Origin of the sequence: Neorhizobium galegae bv. orientalis str. HAMBI 540, from assembly GCF_000731315.1 — a bacterium.
Lineage (GTDB): Bacteria > Pseudomonadota > Alphaproteobacteria > Rhizobiales > Rhizobiaceae > Neorhizobium > Neorhizobium galegae.
This window is the reverse complement of sequence record NZ_HG938353.1, coordinates 2638261-2657887: the sequence shown is the minus strand read 5'-3', so window position 1 is coordinate 2657887 and position 19627 is coordinate 2638261. Positions and strand designations below refer to the sequence as shown.

At 61.6% G+C, this 19627-nt stretch carries 16 protein-coding genes and 1 pseudogene; 11 read left to right on the top strand and 6 right to left on the bottom strand.

What is annotated here, in order from left to right:
- The first annotated feature begins 22 nt into the window (after positions 1 to 22).
- From RG540_RS13165 to RG540_RS13125, 9 genes and pseudogenes are all read left to right on the top strand, one after another.
- Positions 23 to 1231, top strand: a complete 1209-nt coding sequence (locus tag RG540_RS13165; RefSeq protein WP_038588610.1) for an aspartate transaminase — start codon at positions 23 to 25, stop codon at positions 1229 to 1231.
- An 80-nt stretch (positions 1232 to 1311) separates the two neighbouring features.
- Complete coding sequence (gene nac, locus RG540_RS13160) at positions 1312 to 2250, top strand: nitrogen assimilation transcriptional regulator NAC (RefSeq protein WP_038588607.1); 939 nt, start codon at positions 1312 to 1314, stop codon at positions 2248 to 2250.
- 150 nt (positions 2251 to 2400) lie between these two features.
- Positions 2401 to 4464, top strand: a complete 2064-nt coding sequence (locus RG540_RS13155) for a hydantoinase/oxoprolinase family protein (RefSeq protein WP_038588605.1) — start codon at positions 2401 to 2403, stop codon at positions 4462 to 4464.
- Positions 4465 to 4475: 11 nt separating this feature from the next.
- Positions 4476 to 6152, top strand: a complete 1677-nt coding sequence (locus RG540_RS13150) for a hydantoinase B/oxoprolinase family protein (RefSeq protein WP_038588603.1) — start codon at positions 4476 to 4478, stop codon at positions 6150 to 6152.
- Positions 6153 to 6162: 10 nt separating this feature from the next.
- Positions 6163 to 6966: an SDR family oxidoreductase gene (locus RG540_RS13145; RefSeq protein WP_038588600.1), complete on the top strand. Its 804-nt coding sequence runs from the start codon at positions 6163 to 6165 to the stop codon at positions 6964 to 6966.
- Positions 6967 to 6980: 14 nt separating this feature from the next.
- The gene (locus tag RG540_RS13140; RefSeq protein WP_038588598.1) at positions 6981 to 7682 is read left to right on the top strand and encodes an HpcH/HpaI aldolase family protein; all 702 of its coding nucleotides are present in this window, start codon (positions 6981 to 6983) and stop codon (positions 7680 to 7682) included.
- A 9-nt stretch (positions 7683 to 7691) separates the two neighbouring features.
- Positions 7692 to 8456, top strand: a complete 765-nt coding sequence (locus RG540_RS13135; RefSeq protein WP_038588595.1) for an SDR family oxidoreductase — start codon at positions 7692 to 7694, stop codon at positions 8454 to 8456.
- On the top strand, positions 8425 to 8973 hold the full coding sequence (locus RG540_RS13130) for a gluconokinase (protein WP_244446560.1): 549 nt from the start codon (positions 8425 to 8427) through the stop codon (positions 8971 to 8973). Before RG540_RS13135 ends, RG540_RS13130 begins: the two co-directional genes overlap by 32 nt.
- A gap of 14 nt (positions 8974 to 8987) precedes the next feature.
- A pseudogene (locus RG540_RS13125) lies at positions 8988 to 9479 on the top strand (NAD(P)-dependent oxidoreductase); the annotation flags it as partial.
- A gap of 790 nt (positions 9480 to 10269) precedes the next feature.
- On the opposite strand, the gene RG540_RS13115 reads toward RG540_RS13125, so the two are convergent.
- From RG540_RS13115 to puuD, 4 genes are all read right to left on the bottom strand, one after another.
- On the bottom strand, positions 10270 to 11415 hold the full coding sequence (locus tag RG540_RS13115; protein WP_038588586.1) for an alpha-hydroxy acid oxidase: 1146 nt from the start codon (positions 11413 to 11415) through the stop codon (positions 10270 to 10272).
- A gap of 361 nt (positions 11416 to 11776) precedes the next feature.
- Positions 11777 to 13753 carry a methyl-accepting chemotaxis protein gene (locus RG540_RS13110; protein ID WP_038588583.1) on the bottom strand — a complete coding sequence of 659 codons (1977 nt, stop codon included), beginning with the start codon at positions 13751 to 13753 and terminating at the stop codon, positions 11777 to 11779.
- Positions 13754 to 13961: 208 nt separating this feature from the next.
- Complete coding sequence (gene guaD, locus RG540_RS13105) at positions 13962 to 15341, bottom strand: guanine deaminase (protein ID WP_244446559.1); 1380 nt, start codon at positions 15339 to 15341, stop codon at positions 13962 to 13964.
- On the bottom strand, positions 15338 to 16564 hold the full coding sequence (gene puuD, locus RG540_RS13100) for a urate hydroxylase PuuD (RefSeq protein WP_038588580.1): 1227 nt from the start codon (positions 16562 to 16564) through the stop codon (positions 15338 to 15340). Before puuD ends, guaD begins: the two co-directional genes overlap by 4 nt.
- Before the next feature lie 304 nt (positions 16565 to 16868).
- Here puuD and RG540_RS13095 point away from each other — a divergent pair, with 304 nt between their 5' ends.
- The gene (locus RG540_RS13095) at positions 16869 to 17228 is read left to right on the top strand and encodes a hypothetical protein (protein WP_038544430.1); all 360 of its coding nucleotides are present in this window, start codon (positions 16869 to 16871) and stop codon (positions 17226 to 17228) included.
- A 74-nt stretch (positions 17229 to 17302) separates the two neighbouring features.
- Here RG540_RS13095 and RG540_RS13090 read toward each other — a convergent pair whose 3' ends face one another.
- Positions 17303 to 18199 carry a LysR substrate-binding domain-containing protein gene (locus RG540_RS13090; RefSeq protein ID WP_038588577.1) on the bottom strand — a complete coding sequence of 299 codons (897 nt, stop codon included), beginning with the start codon at positions 18197 to 18199 and terminating at the stop codon, positions 17303 to 17305.
- A gap of 116 nt (positions 18200 to 18315) precedes the next feature.
- Between RG540_RS13090 and RG540_RS13085 the strand changes: the two genes are divergently transcribed.
- Entirely contained in the window at positions 18316 to 18543 is a 228-nt protein-coding gene (locus RG540_RS13085; RefSeq protein ID WP_038588574.1) for a hypothetical protein, read from the top strand.
- 44 nt (positions 18544 to 18587) lie between these two features.
- On the opposite strand, the gene RG540_RS13080 is transcribed toward RG540_RS13085, so the two are convergent.
- Positions 18588 to 19625 (bottom strand): LysR substrate-binding domain-containing protein, encoded by a 1038-nt coding sequence (locus RG540_RS13080; RefSeq protein WP_322789611.1) that lies wholly within the window; start codon positions 19623 to 19625, stop codon positions 18588 to 18590.
- Positions 19626 to 19627: the final 2 nt, after the last annotated feature.

Here is a 19627-nt window from a genome sequence, read left to right as displayed (position 1 = left end):
TCCATATAAACGAGGAAGTCCAATGAGCACTTTCGTGCCCGCATCACGCGTGTCCAGGATCAAGGTCTCTCCGAGCACTGCGGCTTCCGCCCGTGCACGGGAACTGAAAGCGGCAGGCCACGACATCGTCGACCTCACGGTAGGCGAGCCGGACTTCGACACGCCCGAGAACGTCAAGGGAGCTGCGCATGCCGCGATCGACCGGGGCGAAACGAAGTACACGGCAGTCAACGGCACGCCTGCGCTCCGAAATGCGATCATCGGCGACTTCCAGCGCCGCCTCGGCCTCACCTATTCCGACAACGAAATGTGCGTCGGCGGCGGCGCGAAGCAGATTCTGTTCCTTGCACTGATGGCAAGCGTCGAGAACGACGCAGAAGTCATCATCCCGGCACCCTACTGGGTCTCGTATCCAGATATGGTCATCGCCAATGAAGGCAAGCCTGTCATCGTGCAGTGCCCTCAGGAGACCGGGTTCAAGCTCACGCCGGAAGCCCTAGAGAAGGCGATCACGCCCAAGACGCTGTGGCTCATTCTCAATTCGCCTTCCAATCCAACGGGAGCGGCATACAGCAGGAGCGAGCTCGATGCGCTTGGTAAGGTGCTGCTGCGTCATCCGCAGGTCTTCGTTCTTTCCGACGACATCTACGACCAGGTCTGGTTCAAGGACGAACCGATGACCACTCTGGCCGCTGTCGTCCCGGAGCTGAAGGATCGCGTACTTCTGACCAATGGCGTGTCGAAGTCCTACGCGATGACCGGATGGCGCATCGGTTACGCTGCCGGTCCCGCACCTCTGATCGCCGCGATCAACAAGCTTCAGTCGCAGATGTCGTCCTGCCCGTCCTCGGTCAGCCAGGCGGCTGCCGCCTTCGCGCTTGCCAATGACCAGACCTTCATCATCGACAGCGTCAAGGTCTACAAGGACCGCCGGGACTACGCCTGCGCCAGGCTGAACGCGATACCGGGCCTCTCGTGCCTCGTCCCCGACGGTGCGTTCTACCTCTATCCGAACTGCGGCGGCGTGATCGGCAAGAAGACGCCGGACGGGAAGGTCATCGAGAACGACCTCGACTTCGTTCTCTATCTTCTGGACGGCGTCGGCGTGGCTGCACTCCAGGGAGCTGCATATGGATTGTCTCCCTACTTCCGTCTTTCATTCGCAACGTCCATGGAGGCCATCACGGAAGCTTGCGACAGGATCGAGAAGGCGGTGAAGGCGCTGATCTAAAAAGAAGCTTCCGGCGGGAGGGGTTGCTAAGCCGTTCCCGCTGGCCTTAGGTTTCGGCCAAAGGCATTGGAACCACGGGCATGAGCGTCGATTTCAAGAAACTCAAGAGTTTCGTCAAGATCATCGACACGGGAAGCGTCTCCCGTGCTGCAAGCATTCTCCGCGTCGCCCAGCCAGCACTCTCGCAGCAGATCGCTTCTCTCGAGCAGCACTTCAAGCACCAGCTCCTCATTCGCAGCAATGTCGGCATAACCCCGACGGAAGCCGGGCTCATCCTCTATCGCCACGCGCAGATCATGCTGAAGCAGATCGACCAGGCATCGGTCGAGATCGACCAGTCCGCGAAATCCGTCGCTGGGCGCGTGTCCATCGGACTTGCAACCTACTCCTCCTCGAGCTCGCTCTCGCTGCCATTGCTCAAGGAGATGAGAGCCAGATATCCGCAGATCATCGTCCATATCAACGACAGTTTCGGTCATATCCTGAGCGAGCTGATCATGACGGGCAAGATGGATATGGCGCTGATCTACACGTCGAATCCCATCAAGGGCGTGTCGCTCCAGCCGTTGTTTCGTGAGGAGATGTTTTTGGTTTCACCGGCGGATCTGGCGTTGCCGGGCGAACCCGGTGAACCGCTGCCGCTCTCGGCTCTTGATGGTGTTCCTCTTCTCCTTCCGAGCAAAACCCATTTCCTCCGACGCCTCATCGACGAGGGTCTGAGCCGCGCCAGATCCGAACCTGACGTGGTTGCAGAGATCGAGTCGGTGCCTGCACTCGGCGCCGCCGTGCTCGACGGACTCGGATCGACGATCCTGCCAGGATCGGTCGTGACCGACGCGCCGACCTTTGCGGGAGCCCAGATCCGCCGTTTGACGACACCCGTGATCGACGCCACCGTTTCGCTGTGTGTCTCGGATCACCTACCGCTCTCCGAGCCCGCACTCGCGGCACGTTCCGTGTTGCTGGACATCGTGGGGAAGTTGATCAGCAGCAGCCAGCCGGGCATCCGCCCTACCTGATTTTGCCATAAGCAAACTCTATGGCGGCAGACCGTAGTTGTGTTGGCCAACACGAACCACCGTCGCCTAACCTCATGACAGATAAAGGGGTCGAACCAGTCGGCCTCGGCCATGGCGCTTAGCCGCCGTGCAAGTCGCATCGAGGGAAATATGACAAAACTGGCTTTCGACACTGGCGGTACGTTCACCGACTTCGCGCTTCTCGACGACAAAGGTGATCTGCATCTCCACAAGGTCCTCAGCACTCCCAGGAATCCGGCCGAAGCTGTTGTCCAGGGCGTGTCCGAACTTCTCGAGAAGTTTGCCGATGTGATCTCGATCGAAAACCTCCAGGTACTCGGTGCGACCACGGTGGTCACCAACGCCGTGCTGGAGCGCAAGGGCGTCGAGACCGGCTTCGTCACCACGGACGGTTTTCAGGACATGCTCCGGATCCGGAACGAGGGACGCTACGACCTCTATGATCTGAATATCAAGTATCCAGATCCGCTCGTCACGCGTTCGAACAGCTACGGTGCACGGGAACGCATCGCCGCCGATGGCTCCGTCATGACCGAACTCAAGGAAGAGACCGTCCGCGAGATCGCCGGGCGCCTGAAAGAAAAGGGCATCCGTTCCGTCGCTGTCTGCCTTCTGCATGCATACAAGTATCCGCAGCACGAGCAGCGCGTCGCCGCTCTCATCCGCGAAGAAGATCCGGACATCTTCGTCTCGCTCTCTTCCGAAGTCTGCCCGGAGATGCGCGAGTTCGATCGCGCTTCGACGACTGTGGTCAACGCCTATACCCGCCCACAAATGGCCGGGCACGTTGCTCATCTTCAGCGCGAATTCGCGGCCAGAGGTATCGACCGCCAGGTTCTCTGGATGACATCGTCCGGCGGTCTCGTGCCGAGCCGCCGCGCCGCGGAGCTTCCTGTCCGTCTCATCGAATCCGGCCCGGCCGCTGGCGCTGTCGCTGCTGCTGAGTTCGGACGGACCGCGGGCGAGGATAGCGTCCTCTCCTTCGACATGGGTGGCACGACCGCCAAGCTCTGCCTGATCCCGAACGGCGAGCCGAACGTCGGTACCGATCTCGAGGTCGCGCACTACCAGCGCTTCCGCAAGGGTTCCGGCTTTCCGCTCAAGATACAGTCGATCCAGATGATCGAGATCGGTGCCGGCGGTGGGTCGATCGCCGCCAAGAACCCGCTGGGCCTTCTCGACGTCGGCCCGCATTCGGCAGGAGCCATGCCGGGTCCGGCCGCGTACCAGCGCGGCGGGACGCAGCCGACCGTGACGGACGCCGACATCCTGCTCGGCTACATGGGCACGGAATCCTTCGTCGGCGGTTCGTTCAAGGTGTCGAAGGACGCGGCCCGCGAGGCGATGACCAAGCTTGCCGACTCGCTCGATGTCTCCGTCGAACGCTGCGCATGGGGGATCCACGATCTCGTCAACGAATCCATGAGCAAGGCGGCCGCGATGCATGCGACCGACCTTGGGGTCGATCCCCGGTCTCTGCCCATGGTGGCCTTCGGCGGCGCCGGTCCCGTTCATGCCTATGGTATTGCCCGCAAGCTCGGAATCTCGCGAATCATCTGCCCGACAGGTGCCGGGGTGAGTTCGGCGATCGGCCTGCTCATTGCTCCGGTGGCCGTCGACCTATCGGCAAGCCATCCGATGCCGCTGGAAGCCTGGGATGTCGATGCCATGAACCGCCTGCTCGACGACTTGGCCGCACAGGGCGCGGAGGTTGTGTCGGCCGCCGGCGTGCCGAAGGAAACGATCGCCAACCGCTACACCGTCGACATGCGCCATGTTGGTCAGGGTCATGAGATCACGATCGTTCTTCCGGACCGGAGCCTTCCCGAGGAGGCGTTCCTGACGGAATTGCGGAACGCATTCTTCAAGCTATACCGCGAGCTGTTTGGCCGGACGGTCGCCGCTCCGGTCGAAGTCATCACCTGGAGACTGAGAGCCAGCGGCGAGAAGGACCAGGTCACCCGGCCGCACGAGACCGTCACCGCAGATGCCAGGAAGGGAAGCCGCCAGGTCTACTTCCAGGAGCTCGGCACCTTCACCGACACCGCCGTCTACGATCATTACAAGCTGCCCGTCGGCCACGAGGTCAAGGGACCGGCGATCGTCGAGCAGCGCGAGTCGACCGCCGTCGTCGGTCCGAGCGGCGTCTTCCACGTGGATGCCCATGGCAACCTCGTGGTCAACATTCACTAAGGGGTACCCAGATGTCGAAACCCGCCACCGATTTCAATGACCCGATCAACCTGCAGGTCATGTGGAACCGCCTTATCTTCATCGCGGACCAGGCCGACAACGTACTCGGAAAGACGGCCTTTTCGCCGATCGTCCGCGAGAACCACGACTACGTCACTGTTCTCCTCGACGCGAAGGGCAGGGCACTTGCCCAGTGCACCTGGTCGATCCCCGTCTTCATCACTTCCCTTCCGGCTGCGGCACAGGGCTACTTCCTGCCGAAGTTTCCGGCCGATAAGCTCGTGGAGGGTGACGTCCTCGCCACGAACGACCCGGAGATCGGCACGGGCCACCTTCCGGACGTGACGATGATCACGCCGATCTTCAAGAACGGCAAGGTCGTCGCCTATGCGGGGTCCATCGCCCATCTGCCGGACATCGGCGGCGCGCCGCTTCACTCTGAAGCAAGCGACATCTTCGCCGAAGGCATTCGCTTCCCGATCGTGAAGCTGCTGAAGGCTGGCGTCCCGAACGAGGATGTGTTCGACATCATCGCAGCCTCCGTGCGCCTTCCCACCGAAGTGCGCGGCGACCTCGAGTCGATGATCGCAGCCAACAACGTCATGGGCCGGGAGCTGGTGAAGTTCCTCGACGAATACGGCCTCGACGATGTCGAAGGTCTGGCCACGGCTATCCATTCCCGTTCCGAGGCGCAGACGCGTAAGGCGATCAGGGAATGGCCGAACGGCACCTACAGCGCGGAGGTATTGCTGGACGGCTATGATGTCGACGTCACGCTGAAGGCATCGGTAGTAGTCAGGGATGACTCGATCCATGTCGACTATACCGGCACCTCAGATCAGGTCCTGCATTCGATCAACTGCCGGACGAACTATCGCTACGCCCATTCCGTCTACGCGCTGAAGTGCCTGCTCGATCCGGACACCCCGAACAACGAAGGTTGCATCGTGCCGATCACGGACGAGGCTCCGCTGGGCTCCATCCTCAATCCGCAGCAGTGGACGGCGGGCAACTCGCGCAATCTCATAGGGCACGTTATTCCGTCGTTGATCTTCAAGGCGCTCGAAAGGGTCGTTCCGGACAAGGTCATGGGCGACAGCGGCGGTGCTCCGATCTGGGCTGCCAACTGCGTCGGTCAGCGCAATGACGGCTCACAATACGGCTCCGTTCAGAACTTTCATGGCGGGCAGGGTGCTCGTGCCGAATTCGACGGTCTCGATACGCTCAGCTTCCCGTCGAACTGCAAGGTAACGGCCATCGAGATGTTCGAAGTCGCCGTTCCTGTCCTGACCGAGTGCAAGGAACTGATCGCGGATTCGGGCGGCGCGGGAAAGCATCGCGGCGGTCTCGGGCAGCGGGTTACCCTGCGCAATCTCGGCAAGAACCCGATGAGCATCTACCTTGCATCCGAACGCGTCCGCCACCCGTGCTTCGGCGTGGTAGAGGGCCAGAACGGCACGGCTGGCAAGGTCATGAAGGAGGGCAAACCGCATTTCCCGAAGGGTAAGGTCACGCTGAAGACTGGCGAGCGCCTCGAGGTCGAGACCCCCGGTGGCGGCGGGTGGGGCCGGGCAGCCGAACGCTCCCGCGAACTCATCGAGCAGGATCTTCAGGAGAGCCTGATTTCGCCGAAGGCAGCCAAGGACGTTTACGGCTATTCTGGCCCGGTCGCAGTGGCCGCGGAATAGGGGGGACGACATGGGACTTCTGGATGGAAAGATCGCGCTTGTAACCGGTGCCGGATCGGGGATCGGTCGTGAGACCGCTCTCCTGCTGGCGAAGGACGGCGCAACCGTCGTCCTCACCGGCCGCCGCCTCGAACCGCTGCGCGGGGTCGCGTCACTGATCGAGAAGGCGAAGGGCAGGGCGTTCGCCCGGGTTCTCGACATCGAATCCCGCGCCTCGATCTTCGAGACCGTGAAATGGATCAACGATGGCATCGGCGCGGTCGACATCCTCGTGAACAATGCGGGAAGCGCCAGCAAGGTACTGAACGCGCGCTTCCTTAGCGAAGAGGAATGGAACTCGACCATCAACGTCAACCTGACGGCCGTGTTCAATCTCACCCAGGCCGTGCTTCCGGAGATGATAGCAAGAGGCGAGGGCACGATCATCACGGTGTCGTCGCTCGCCGTCGTCAATCCGAACCTTCTCGGGGGCGCCGCCTATGGTGCCGCGAAGGCGGGCGTGAAGAACTTCATGACCTTCGTCCACAACACCTACCGCAACCAGGGCATCCGGGCGACGACGATCCTGCCCGGCGAGACGAACACGCCGATCATGGATAACCGTGCGAGACCACCCCTGGATTCAGAGCGTGCGGTCATGATGGATCCGCATGATGTTGCTCGGGCGATCCACCTTTGCGCTAGCCTGAACAAGAGCGCGGTCATTCCCGAGCTCCACATCTGCCCGACGTTCATGCGCGACACATCCGCCGACATCGAAGTTGCACGCTGGGTCGGCGCGCCGGCCGACACGCCGGACATGCCAAAGAAGTAAACTGGGAGGTCATCATGAACGGAGCGAAGTTGCGCTCGCGGCTTTTGGCTGGCGAAGCGATCACCATGTACAACACCCACCATGCGTCCTCCGGTCTGGCGGGACGCCTGATCGAACTTGGCGCGGACTCGGTCTTCGTCGACTGCGAGCACGGCACCTGGAGCTTCGAGGACGTGCGCAGCACCGGGCAGATCGTCCGCTCGGTCGGCGGCGCGGAGATCGTCCGACCCCACTCCCACGAGCGGCCGCTGATCATCCGCTATCTCAATGCTGGAGCCGACGGCATCATGGTTCCCATGATCGACACGGCCGAACAGGCCCGCGCCGTCGTGGATGCGGTCCGATACGCGCTCCCCTCCGACTACGATAAACGCCTCGTCGTTGCCATGATCGAGACGATGGATGCGATCGACAGTCTCGACGAGATGCTGACAGTCGAAGGCATCGACGTGTTCTTCATCGGTCCTGGCGACCTGTCGCAAAACATGGGCTACCCGCCTGCGCCACCGTTCGGCGAGCCGCGCCCCGCCGCCGTCATGGAGAAGGTCGCCGTAGCCGTCGACAAGATCCGTGCGGCAGGTAGGGTATCGGGGACTCTCGCCACTGCCGAAGAGCTGCCACACTGGCTGGAGAAGGGCGTCCAGTTCTTCTACATCCACACGGATCCTTTCCTGCGCCGCGGTATCGCGGGCATCAAACAGACGCTGGCGCGGTAGGGGTCTCGTATGGCTTATCTTTTCGATCTGACAGGATACAGAGCCCTGGTAACGGGATCGTCGCAGGGTATCGGCTTTGCGCTTGCCAGAGGCCTCGCGGAACACGGAGCTTCCATCGTTCTGAACGGCCGTGACAGGGCCAAGCTCGAGACCGCTGCAGGACAGCTCAAGGAAACTGGTGCGACGGTTTCGGTATCTGACTTCGACGTGACGGACGCCGAGGCCGTGAAGCGCGGGGTCGATGCGATCGAGGCCGAAGTCGGTGCGATCGACATCCTGGTCAACAATGCCGGGATGCAGTTCCGCAGCCCGCTCGAGGATTTCCCCATCGACCGCTGGGAGCAGTTGCTGAAGACCAACGTCTCCAGCGTCTTCTACGTTGGCCAGGCGGTGGCCCGACACATGATCGGCCGCGGACGGGGCAAGATCATCAACATCGCCTCGGTGCAGAGCGAGCTCGCGCGCCCCGGCATCGCTCCCTATACGGCGACGAAAGGGGCGGTGAAGAACCTGACGCGCGGCATGTGCACCGACTGGGCCAAGCACGGCCTGCAGATCAATGCGCTCGCGCCCGGCTACTTTAAGACACCGTTGAACCAGGCCTTGGTCGACAGCCAGGAATTCTCGTCCTGGCTGGAGAAGCGCACGCCCGCCGGACGCTGGGGCGACGTCGAGGAACTGGTCGGTGCGGCCGTCTTCCTGTCGAGCAAGGCCTCCTCCTTTGTGAACGGACACACGCTCTATGTTGATGGCGGCATCACCACCAGCCTCTGAGGCCGGAGGCTTCGGGCCGATCGTCGTGATGGGCGTCTCGGGCTGCGGCAAGTCGTCGGTTGGAGAGAGGTTGGCGGACTATCTTGGCTGCGGCTTCATCGAGGGCGACGGCCTGCATCCGCCCTCCAATGTCCGCAAGATGCGGATGGGAACGCCGCTGGAGGACGAAGACCGCTGGCCCTGGCTCGATGCGTTCGGCCATCGTCTCGCGGGGACGGGCGATATCGTCGTCTCCTGCTCGGCACTGAAGCGCACGTATCGGGATCGATTGAGGTCGTTGTCCGGGCGGCCGATGACCTTCGTCTTCCTGCAGGGAGACCGGATGCTGCTGGCTGCACGCATGGCCGCCCGCAAGCACGAATACATGCCGCTGTCGCTTCTCGACAGCCAACTTGCGACGCTCGAGCTTCCGACTACGGAGCCGGACGTTGCGACCGTCGACATCAACCAGTCGCTTGAATCCATCGTCTCGATGGCAATGACGCTGCTGGCGGCCCGCCAGAGGCGCTCGAACTGAAACTTGGAGGAAACATGAGCAAGCCCGATATCCTTCTGATCGGCCCATATCCGGAATGGGATCTGGTCGAACTGGAAGCGCAGTACAATGTCCTGAAGCTCTACGAGGCCGCCGACCGTGATGCCTTCGTAAGCCAGCACGCCGCCGGTATCCGCGCCATCGCCACGCGCGGGGAGCTAGGCGCTTCCGCCGAACTGATCGGTAAGCTGCCGAAGCTCGAGCTCGTCTCGGTCTATGGGGTCGGTTACGATGCGGTCAACCTGGACGCCTGCCGGCAACGGGGCATAAATGTCACCAATACGCCCGATGTGCTGACCAACGACGTGGCCGATCTCGGCGTGGCGATGATGCTGGTCCAGTCCCGCGGCATGATCGGCGCCGAGGCCTGGGTCCGGGACGGAAGCTGGGAGACACAAGGCCTCTATCCCCTGAAGCGCCGGGTCTGGGGCCGCAAGGCGGGGGTTCTCGGCCTTGGCCGTATCGGTTTCGAAGTCGCCAAGCGCCTTAGCCATGGCCTTTCCTTCTGAGACTTCACAGCTCCTGAGCTGTTCGTTGAAGCGGTCATACGAAGGCACCTCGATCCCAGGCGTTTCGACAATTTCGAGCTCCGCGTTTATCTCGCGGAAGGTTGTCACTGCAGCGCGCCAACATTCTCGCGGATGGTCCCGGTGCTTAAGGGCGACACGGAGAACGCAGTCCACTGCATCCTGCTTGAACTGTTCGAAGTAGACCCCCTTGCGAAAGAGCGGATCCTTCAGGTGGTATCCACCGACCGCAATGAGGTCCCAGAGCAGCTCCACACCTGGGGAGACAATCATCTGCGCTCGCAAGCGAACGTTCGTTTCGGACTCTTCAATCTTCTCCGCGGCTTTCGTCATAGTTCCCTCGCCGACCTAGCTGTCGATGGCATTTCATAACGGGAGGGATTTTAAGGTCGCGGGAACATCAATGCTCAAATGCCACCTAGTTTGGCAGAAGGCCTGAAACGGTGAGCTGGCTTATTCGATGGCCCATCGCTTCGCAACGGAGAGGATCAAGCTCACTTCGTGCTGCTGGCGCCGAGGCGATACACAAACGATGCCTTATAGCGTCTGTGGAGACCGGCACCGGGAAGCCGCTTTACCGTCACGCCAATCGAATTTTTGAAGCCGGACGTCGCAGAGACGATGTGAACGAGCTCTATGTGTCGGTGGCGCGGAATCGCGAGGTTTTTAGAACCATGACGTTTCAGAGCGGTCAATAATGACACGCGTTCTGGGATTCGTGACTTTTCTGAGCGGCCTTCTCACTCAGTCGTCAGAACGGCATGTTGGCGAGGATGTTGCGGTCGATATGCTGGATATCCCGCTTGCCGCAGAGTGCCATGGTGATGTCGAGTTCCTTGCGGATGATCTCGAGCGTCGTCGTGACGCCCTCCTTGCCCAGGGCGCCGAGGCCGTAGAGGAAAGGCCGGCCGATATAGGTGCCGCGGGCGCCGAGCGCCACGGCCTTCAGCACGTCCTGGCCCGAGCGGATGCCGCCGTCCACATGCACTTCGATCCGGTCGCCCACCGCTTCGACGATTTTCGGCAGCATGCTGATCGAGGACGGTGCGCCATCGAGCTGGCGGCCGCCGTGGTTGGAGACGATGATCGCGTCCGCGCCGGTGTCGGCGGCAGCGCGCGCATCCTCTTCGTCGAGTATGCCCTTGATGATCATCTTGCCGCCCCAGAGGTCCTTGATCCAGCGGATGTCGTCCCAGGACAGCCGTGGGTCGAACTGTTCGGCGGTCCAGGCGCCAAGCGAGGAGAGGTCGGAAACATTGCTCGCATGGCCGACGATATTGCCGAAACCGCGGCGCTTGGTCTGAAGCATTTCCAGGCACCATCTCGGGCGCGTCACGAGTTGCAGGGCCGCGTTGAGCGTCGGCTTCGGCGGAGCGGCAAGGCCATTGCGAAGGTCCTTGTGGCGCTGGCCTAGGATCTGCAGGTCGGCGGTGACGACGAGCGCCGAGCATTTCGCCGCCTTGGCGCGGCCGATCAGCCGTTCGACGAAGCCGCGGTCCTTCATCACGTAGAGCTGGAACCAGAAAGGTTTCGTGGTCACCGAGGCAACGTCTTCGATCGAGCAGATGCTCATGGTCGAGAGCGTGAAGGGCACGCCGAATTCTTCCGCCGCCTTGGCGGCCAGCATCTCGCCGTCGGCATGCTGCATGCCGGTCATGCCGGTCGGCGCCAGCGCCACGGGCATCGCGGCCTTTTCGCCGATCATCGTGGTTTCGAGCGTGCGGTTGGTCATGTCGACCAGGACGCGCTGGCGCAGCTTGATCCTGGAATAGTCTTCCTCGTTCGCCCGATAAGTTCCCTCGGTCCAGGCGCCGCTGTCGGCATAGTCGAAGAACATCTTTGGCACCCGACGGCGGGCAAGGATTTTCAGGTCTGCGATGGTCAGCGGTTTGGACATCAGTCGAGTTGCTTTCGAAGGCGGGAATACAAGACGGGCAAGGAACTAGCATAAATTTTCGGCGCCGGTCACCGAAAATGATCAGGTTTTCCCCGCGGTGCGTATAGGCTTGCGCAGGGCAGGTGTACCCGGCTCTTCCGCCGGCTTCTGGACGGTCCATTTCAACAGCGCGTCGCGCGCCGGGCTGAGCGACTGGTCCCGGTGGCCAAAGAAGGCTGGCGGCCGCCGAGATCGGCGGGTCACCCACTCATGGAGCGGCTTTTTCTTTTCCTGTGTCCTACGCTGCAGCCGAGCTACAAAGAAAGCGGGCGGCAATTGCCGCCCGCTTTCTTGCCTGTTGCCGTGCGCTGGAAGGGCCCGATCAGAACTCTTCCCAGCTATCCTGCGCAACCGCTGCGCTCGCCGCACCGCCGCCGAATGCACTGGCAACCTTGCGGCCGAGCGCCCGTGCGGGAGAGGGGGCAGGCGTTGATCTGTCGGCGGCGGCGTGAACGGGCGATGTCTTGGAAGCCGGTGTTCGCCCTGCGGCCGATACGGTCCGTCCCTCGGACCGGCCGACGTCGAAGCGTGACAGCAGCTGGTTGAGGGCTGCCGCTTCCTTGGCGAGGCTATGGCTCGCGGCCGTCGACTGTTCGACCATCGCGGCGTTCTGCTGGGTGCTCTGGTCCATCGTGTTGATGGCCGTGTTGATTTCCTGCAGGCCGAGCGACTGTTCGCGCGAGGAGTCGACGATCGCGCTGACGTGCCGGTTGATCTCCTGGACCTCGACGACGATCACCCCCAGCGCCTTGCCGGTTTCGCCGACGAGGCTGACGCCCGAACGGACGTGCTCGCCCGACTTGGTGATCAATTCCTTGATCTCCTTGGCGGCCTTGGCGGAGCGTTGGGCCAGTTCGCGCACTTCCTGGGCGACGACGGCAAAACCCTTGCCGGCCTCGCCTGCGCGTGCCGCTTCGACGCCCGCGTTGAGCGCGAGCAGGTTGGTCTGGAAGGCGATCTCGTCGATGACGCCGATGATATTGGTGATCTCGGCCGAAGAACGTTCGATCTCCTGCATGGCGGTGACGGCATTGCGCACAACGGCGCCGGACTTTTCCGCACCCTCGCGCGCCTTGGCGACCAGGCCTCCGACTTCTTCGGCGCGCTTGCTGGAATCCTTCACCGTGGTGGTGATTTCTTCCAGTGCTGCGGCTGTTTCCTCGACGGAGGCAGCCTGCTGCTCGGTGCGCTTGGAGAGGTCGTCGGCCGCGGACCGGATCTCGTTGGCGCCGGCGTCGATGCCGCGGGCATTCTGGCCGACGGCCTGCAGCGCGTCCTGCAGGTTGGCGACCGAGCCGTTGAAGTTGGAGCGAAGCGCATCGAGATGGGCGACGAAAGGCGTCTCGATCCGGTAGACGACGTCACCATCGGCGAGATGGCCGAGAGCGGCTGCAAGCTGGTCCACGGCGAACTGGGTATCGGCCGCTTCCTTGGCCTTCTGGGCTTCGCGCTCGATGCGCTCGCGTTCCGAGAGGCTGCGATTGCTGTCGGCTTCCCGCTCCAGGCGGAGGCGCTCGATCGCATTGTCGCAGAACACGGCGACGGCTGCCGCCATCTGGCCGAGTTCGTCGCGGCGGTCCTGGCCTTCGACCGGCGCCTCGGTATTGCCAGCGGCAAGCGATGTCATCCGTTCGCGCAGTCGTGCGACCGGCGTGGTAATGCCTTTTGCGGCAATCAGCAGGGCGGCGATGATGCCGAACGCGAAGACGACCACAAGGGTCGAGAGGGCGGTCAGGATCGTCGAGTCGGTCTGATCCGTGAGAGCGCCGCTGGTCTTGACGATCTCGTTGCTGAAGGTGTCGAGGAAGCCTGCAATATCCGTGGTCAGGGGCGCGACCAGCTTGTCGGCTTTCATCAGGGCCGCTCTGGCCTCGTCTTTGCGATCCTCTGAGCCGTATTGAACGGCCTGATCGGTCAGTGCGAGGACCTGCTTGACCTTGGCGATCAACGCATCGATGTCCGCAGCCTTGCGTGGCAGGGCCGTTTTGATGTTGTCGAGCCGCTTCAAAAGGCTGGCGGTGCTCTGCTTGTAGGAATCGATCACCGCCTTAAGCTCGGGATCGGCGACATGGTAGGATAGAGTCTGATAGGCTGCGTAGGCCGAGACCGACAGGCTTCGGTTGGCGCGGGCGATCTCGACGGCCGTGGCGTTGTCGGTCGAGATGAAGTTGCTATAGCTGGTGTCGGCAGCCTTGTATCGGCTCGCAACGAACCCGGTAGCCCCCAGCCCGACCACGCAGAGCGGAATGATTACCGACAGGATTTTGGTGCGAATGCTCGCATTCTTCAGAAATGACATCGTCCCCTCACAATCTGAAATGCAGTCGCGAACCCGGCGGATCTGGCGCGCAGACAGCCGTTGGCTGGCGCTGCAATTCAGTTTTGCGAAGGTTCAACGATGAATGGCAAGGCATGACGAAAGTGCTGCGCCGTCATGGCCACCGGATCGTGTCGTCATGACTATTCTTAATATTGTATAGTTTATATATGCTTAAATGCTGAAACTCTTATATTTGATGGACCGCAAGTATGGGGCCGGCGACGTCTTGTTTACGCGTATTATCGGTATCCTGGAGCCTTTCTATCTCGCGCTTCATGGCCTTTCCCGCCACATAGGTCTCGACCACGGCGCGGTCGTCGCCCATGGTCTGGAGTAGGAATAGTTCCTCCCCGAGCGTCTTCACTGTTTCCATCCGCAGCCGCATGGCCGGCGTCGAAGCGGCGTTCAGCACCACGAGGTCGGCATCTGTGCCGGGCTCCAGCGTGCCGATACGTTCCGCCATCGACAGCGCCTCGGCATTGCCTCTGGTCATCAGGTAGAAGCTTTCGAGCGGGTTCAGACGCTCGCCGAGGAGCTGCTGGATCTTGTAGGCCTCGTCCATCGTCCGCAGCATCGAATAGCTCGATCCGCCGCCGATATCGGTGGCGACCGCCACCCTGACCGGCTTTTCCCGCCGCATCAGCGATTTCATCGGAAACAGGCCGGAGCCGAGGAAGAGGTTGGAGGTCGGGCAGTGGACGGCGACGGCGCCGGCCTCCGACAACACATCGGCTTCGCGGTCGGAAAGATGGATCGCATGGCCGAGCAGGGTCTTGGGGCCTAGAAGGCCGTAATGGACGTAGATGTCGGTATAGTCCCTGGCGTCCGGATAAAGCTCGCCCGTATAGCGGATCTCCTCGTGGTTTTCGGAAAGGTGCGTCTGGATATGCAGGTCGGGAAACTCCTGCGCCAGCGCCTGGGCGGCCTTCATCTGGGCGGGCGTCGAGGTGATCGCGAAGCGCGGGGTGATGGCGACGTGGCAGCGGCCCTTGCCGTGCCAGTCGGCAATTACCGCGCGGGTTTCGTCATAACCCATCTGTGGCGTATCGAGCAGGCCCTGCGGGGCGTTGCGGTCCATCATCACCTTGCCACCGACCATGCACATGTCGCGCTTTAGCGCTTCGGCAAAGAAGGCGTCGGCAGAGGTCTTGTGAACGGAGCAGTAGGCGACCGCCGTGGTGGTGCCGTGGCGCAGCAACTCGTCATAGAAATGCGTGGCGATGCGGGCCGCATGCTCGCTCTCGACGAACCGGCATTCCTCCGGGAAAGTATAAGTGTTCAGCCATTCGAGCAGATTGGCGGCGTAGGAGGCGATTACCTGCATCTGCGGGAAATGCAGATGCATGTCGATGAAGCCGGGCAGGATCAGATGCGGGCGGTGGTCGATCTCCTCTATCCCTTCGGGCGCAATCGCCTTGACCGTTCCGTAGCTGCCGGCAACCGAAATCGTGTTCCCGTCGATCAGCAGCGCGCCGTCGCTCTCATAGGCGTAACTGTCCGTGTCGGTCAGCGAGTGCGGAGCGCGCTTGAAGGAGAGCAGCCGTCCGCGGATCAGCATCTGGGTCATTGGGATATCGTGCTTTCGTACCAGGCCGTCAGCAGCCGGCGTTCGTCCGGCGAGATGGCGGTGACATTGCCGGGCGGCATGGCGTGACTGCGGCCCGCCTGGATATAGATCTCCCGCGCGTGGGCGGCAATCTCTGCGTCAGTCTCCAGTCTGACGGATTTCGGGGTGAAATTGACGCCTTCATAAACGGGTTCAGCCGCATGGCACATGGAACAGCGCGCCTGCACGACGTCCCTCGCTGCACCGAAATGGGCATTGGCCGCGAATTTCTGGGCGACCGGGGTCATCGAGGTCTCGGTCTCGCCGGTCAGTACTTTCGGCACGGTCGAAAGCCACATGATGACGATGAAGAGCAGAACCGTCACCAGCCAGGTCCAGGTCGGCTTGCCCTTGCGGGCGTGGGTGGTGTTGAACCAGTGCCTGATCGTCACGCCCATCAGGAAGACGAGTGCGGCGATCACCCAGTTGAAATGGGTCGCAAACGCCAGCGGATAGTGGTTGGAGAGCATGAAGAAGATGACGGGCAGCGTCAGGTAGTTGTTGTGCAGCGAACGCTGCTTGGCAATCATGCCGTATTTCGGGTCGGGCGTGCGGCCCGCGATCAGGTCGGCGACGACGATCTTCTGATTGGGGATGATGATGAAGAAGACGTTGGCGGACATGATCGTCGCGGTGAACGCGCCGAGATGCAGGAAGGCGGCGCGGCCGGAGAATATCTGCGTATAACCCCAGGCCATGGCGATCAGCACCAGGAAGAGCAGCCCCATCAGCCCCCAGGTATTCTTTCCGAGTGGTGACTTGCAGAGCAGGTCGTAGATGATCCAGCCGATCGACAGCGATGCGAGCGACAACAGGATTGCCTGCCAGGGCGCGAGAGCCATCACCGTGCGATCGATCAGGAACAGGTCGGCGCCGCCGTAATAGACGATGCAGAGCATCAGGAAACCGGAGAGCCAGGTGAAATAGCTCTCGTATTTGAACCAGGTCAGGTGTTCGGGCATCTGTGCCGGCGCCACCAGGTATTTCTGGACGTGGTAGAAACCGCCGCCATGCACCTGCCATTCCTCGCCATAGACGCCGGCGGGCATGTTCGGGCGCTTCGTCAGCCCCAGATCGAGCGCGATGAAATAGAACGACGAGCCGATCCAGGCGATCGCCGTGATGACATGGAACCAGCGGGCGGCGAAACTCAGCCATTCCCAAGCGACGGCATATTCATACATTCAGACTTCCCCTTTTTGCCCCCCGACTCGTCACTTTGGGGAAAAAACCTGGCCAAGGGAAGAGGGCGCTGCGGCGAACACTTTTTGTTCCGCCACGGAACCGGGACCGGCAGCTTCGAGTTCCCTTCGCGCGATCCCCGGATTGGCAATAGTAGAATGTTCTTAATTGTGCATCGCGATAAGTAAGGGTTAATTGGTCAGATCGACTCACGTACTGTGACAGTTGCAAGTCAGCCGGCGAAAGCTTGGTAATGCGTGCGGTTCGAGCCGGTGATGGGGGCATTCATCAACGGAGACTAAGCTCATGCGTGGTATTCTGACAGGTGTGATGATTGCGTACGCGTCCTGCATCCAGATCGGTTCGGCCAGTGCCCACGAGGCGCACAGTTCGACCGGCGTGACCTGGAAATATGACGGATTCTGCTGCAACGGCGACAACCATACAGGCGACTGCCAGATGATCGCGACCAAGAACGTCAAGATCATCGATGGCGGCTACGAGATCATTCTAGGTCCGGGCGATCATCGGCTGATCACGCGCCCGCATGATTTCAAACTGCCGCAGAGCCAGGCCAGGAGAAGCCAGGACGAGGAATACCATCTCTGTCTCTATCCGACCGAGGATACGCTGCGCTGCTTTTACGCGCCGGATATGAGCTATTAGAGGCCGTCAACGGCCAGGAGTAACAAGTCCAGCCAGTTTTCCGTCCAGCAAAGCGGCGGATAGAAAACTGACTGCTAGTCCCGGAATGTCGGCATGGTTTTCCGCATGAAGTCGCGGAAGGCACGGATTTTCTTGGAATTCCGGCGGGCTTCCGGATAGACCAGCCAATAGTCGCTCCCGTCATAGCCGAGAATGTCGAATGGCTGGACCAGCCGCCCGAGCGCGATATCGTCGGCATAAAATTCCGGCTGCAGAATTCCGACCCCCTGGCTGGCGATCGCGGCGGCGGCTTCGAAGGCCTGCGCGCCCATTCTGCTCACCGGCCGGCCGCTGAGGTCGACATCCGGCACCCCGGCTGCGGCAAACCAGAACGGCCACCATGGATCGCCGGGATCGATGATCCTCAGCTTCAGAATGTCTTCAGGCGTCTTTACGCCGCGGATCGTGGCGGCCAGATCCGGGCTTAGCATCGGCGTGAAATGATTTCGCATCAGAAAATGCCGGCGCAAGCCCGGCCATTCATCCTTGCCGCTGCGAATCGCGATGTCCGCCTGCGAGCGCGAAAAATCGATCATCTCCTGCGATGTCTCCAGCCTGACGGCAATGCCGGGATTTTCGAGCTGAAAGGTGCCGAGATGGCGCGCCAGCCAGCGCGAGGCGAAGGTCGCCGTCGAATGGATGGTCAGCGTGCCCTCCGATGCGTCGTGCAGAGTGGAGAGCGCATCGCCCATGATCGCGAAGGCCTCCGCGATCCTCGGCGCCAGCCGTTCGCCTGCCTCCGTCAACGAAACCTGCCGGGGCCGTCGCAGGAAGAGCTGTTCACCGATCGTGTCCTCGAGCAGCTTGATCTGGTAGCTCACAGCCGTCTGGGTCAGCCCGAGCTCCTCTCCGGCCCGGGTGAAGCTCATCAGCCGCGCGGCGGCCTCGAACACCCGAAGCGCATTCAGAGGAAACTGTTTCGACATCTTCATGGATAAGGTCTCTTGATCCGTGCAGACGGTAATTCGATTGGATAACCGACGCTTTGGCGCGCAATCTACCCTCCGAAAGATCAAATGAAAACGGGGTATCCCGTTGGAGGCAAGAGATGTTTTCGATCCTCAACCGGCCGTTCGAGCAGTTCATGCCGAAGCTCGGCATAGCCGATGCCATCCGCCGCCGGCTGGCGGTCCGCCGCAACAATCTCGATCTCGAAGAAATGCCGGAATCATGGCAGCGCGACCTCGGACTGCTCGATGGCCGCGACAAGCGTGGGCCGCAGGACGAGGGTGCCTTCCGCGCCGCAAGGCTTCTCTATTCGCAGCGGAATTTTTGATTGCGCAGCTGGCGGGAGGGCCGGTCTGCTTGGCCGGCCGACCCCTATTGAGCGGCGGCCTCGCTGCGATTTGCTCCCATGGCCGCGAGGTCATGGGCGAGCGCCGTCTGGAGCCAGGTCGCAAAGGCCGTGATCTTCGCCGCATTTCGCCGCGCCGGCGCGTAACACAGCCAATAGGTCTTGCCGTCGCCGACGCAGAGGTCGAAAGGCTGGAGGAGACGGCCGGATGCCAGATCTTCCCGGAATAGGAACGGGCTCAGCATTGCCACGCCATGGCCGGACATGGCGGCCCTTGCCTCCAGGTCGAGCGCGCCGAGAGCGTTCAGGCTCGTGTGCCTGATCTGCTTCGAGTCGATTTGAGTAGCCTCAAACCACTCGTGCCACCAGTCACGGGTGTCGGTGATCCAGGGCAGTTTCAAAAGATCGGAAGGCTGCCGTATGCCACCCACGCTTTCCGCCAGTTGCGGAGACAGCATGGGCGCATAGTTCAGCCGAAAGAGAGGATGGCTGATCAACCCGTCGGATGGCCGGGCGCTGATACAGATCGTGATATCGGCCGAGCTATGGTGGTGGTCGTTATCCAGTTGGCGCAGCAGGCGGACCTCGATTTGCGGGTGCAGGGCCTTGAAAATGTGGAGATGCGGCGAGAGCCATTGGGCCGCGAATGTGGGCGGCGAGTGGATTTCCAACGTTTCCTCGATGCCGTTGCGCGTCGATTGCACCGCCTCGGTCAGCAGGGTGAAAGCCTCCGCCACTTTCGGAAGCAGCTTTTCACCCGTTTCGGTGAGTTTCAGCGCCCGTGGGCGGCGCAGAAAAACGGTGTCGCCGAGAAAATCCTCCAAGAGCTTGATCTGGTAGGTCACCGCCGTCTGGGTCATGCCGAGTTCTTCCGCGGCACGGGTGAAATTTTCCAGGCGCGCGACGGCCTCGAAGACCCGAAGTGCATTCAGCGGAAACCGGCGTGATAATTTCATCGATAAGTTCTCTTGATCGCGACCGACTGTATTTGAATTGGAATTTCCCGGCAATCGGCTCCATTGATGGTTGCAACCAAATAATCCTTTCCTGTCGATGTGGAGCAACC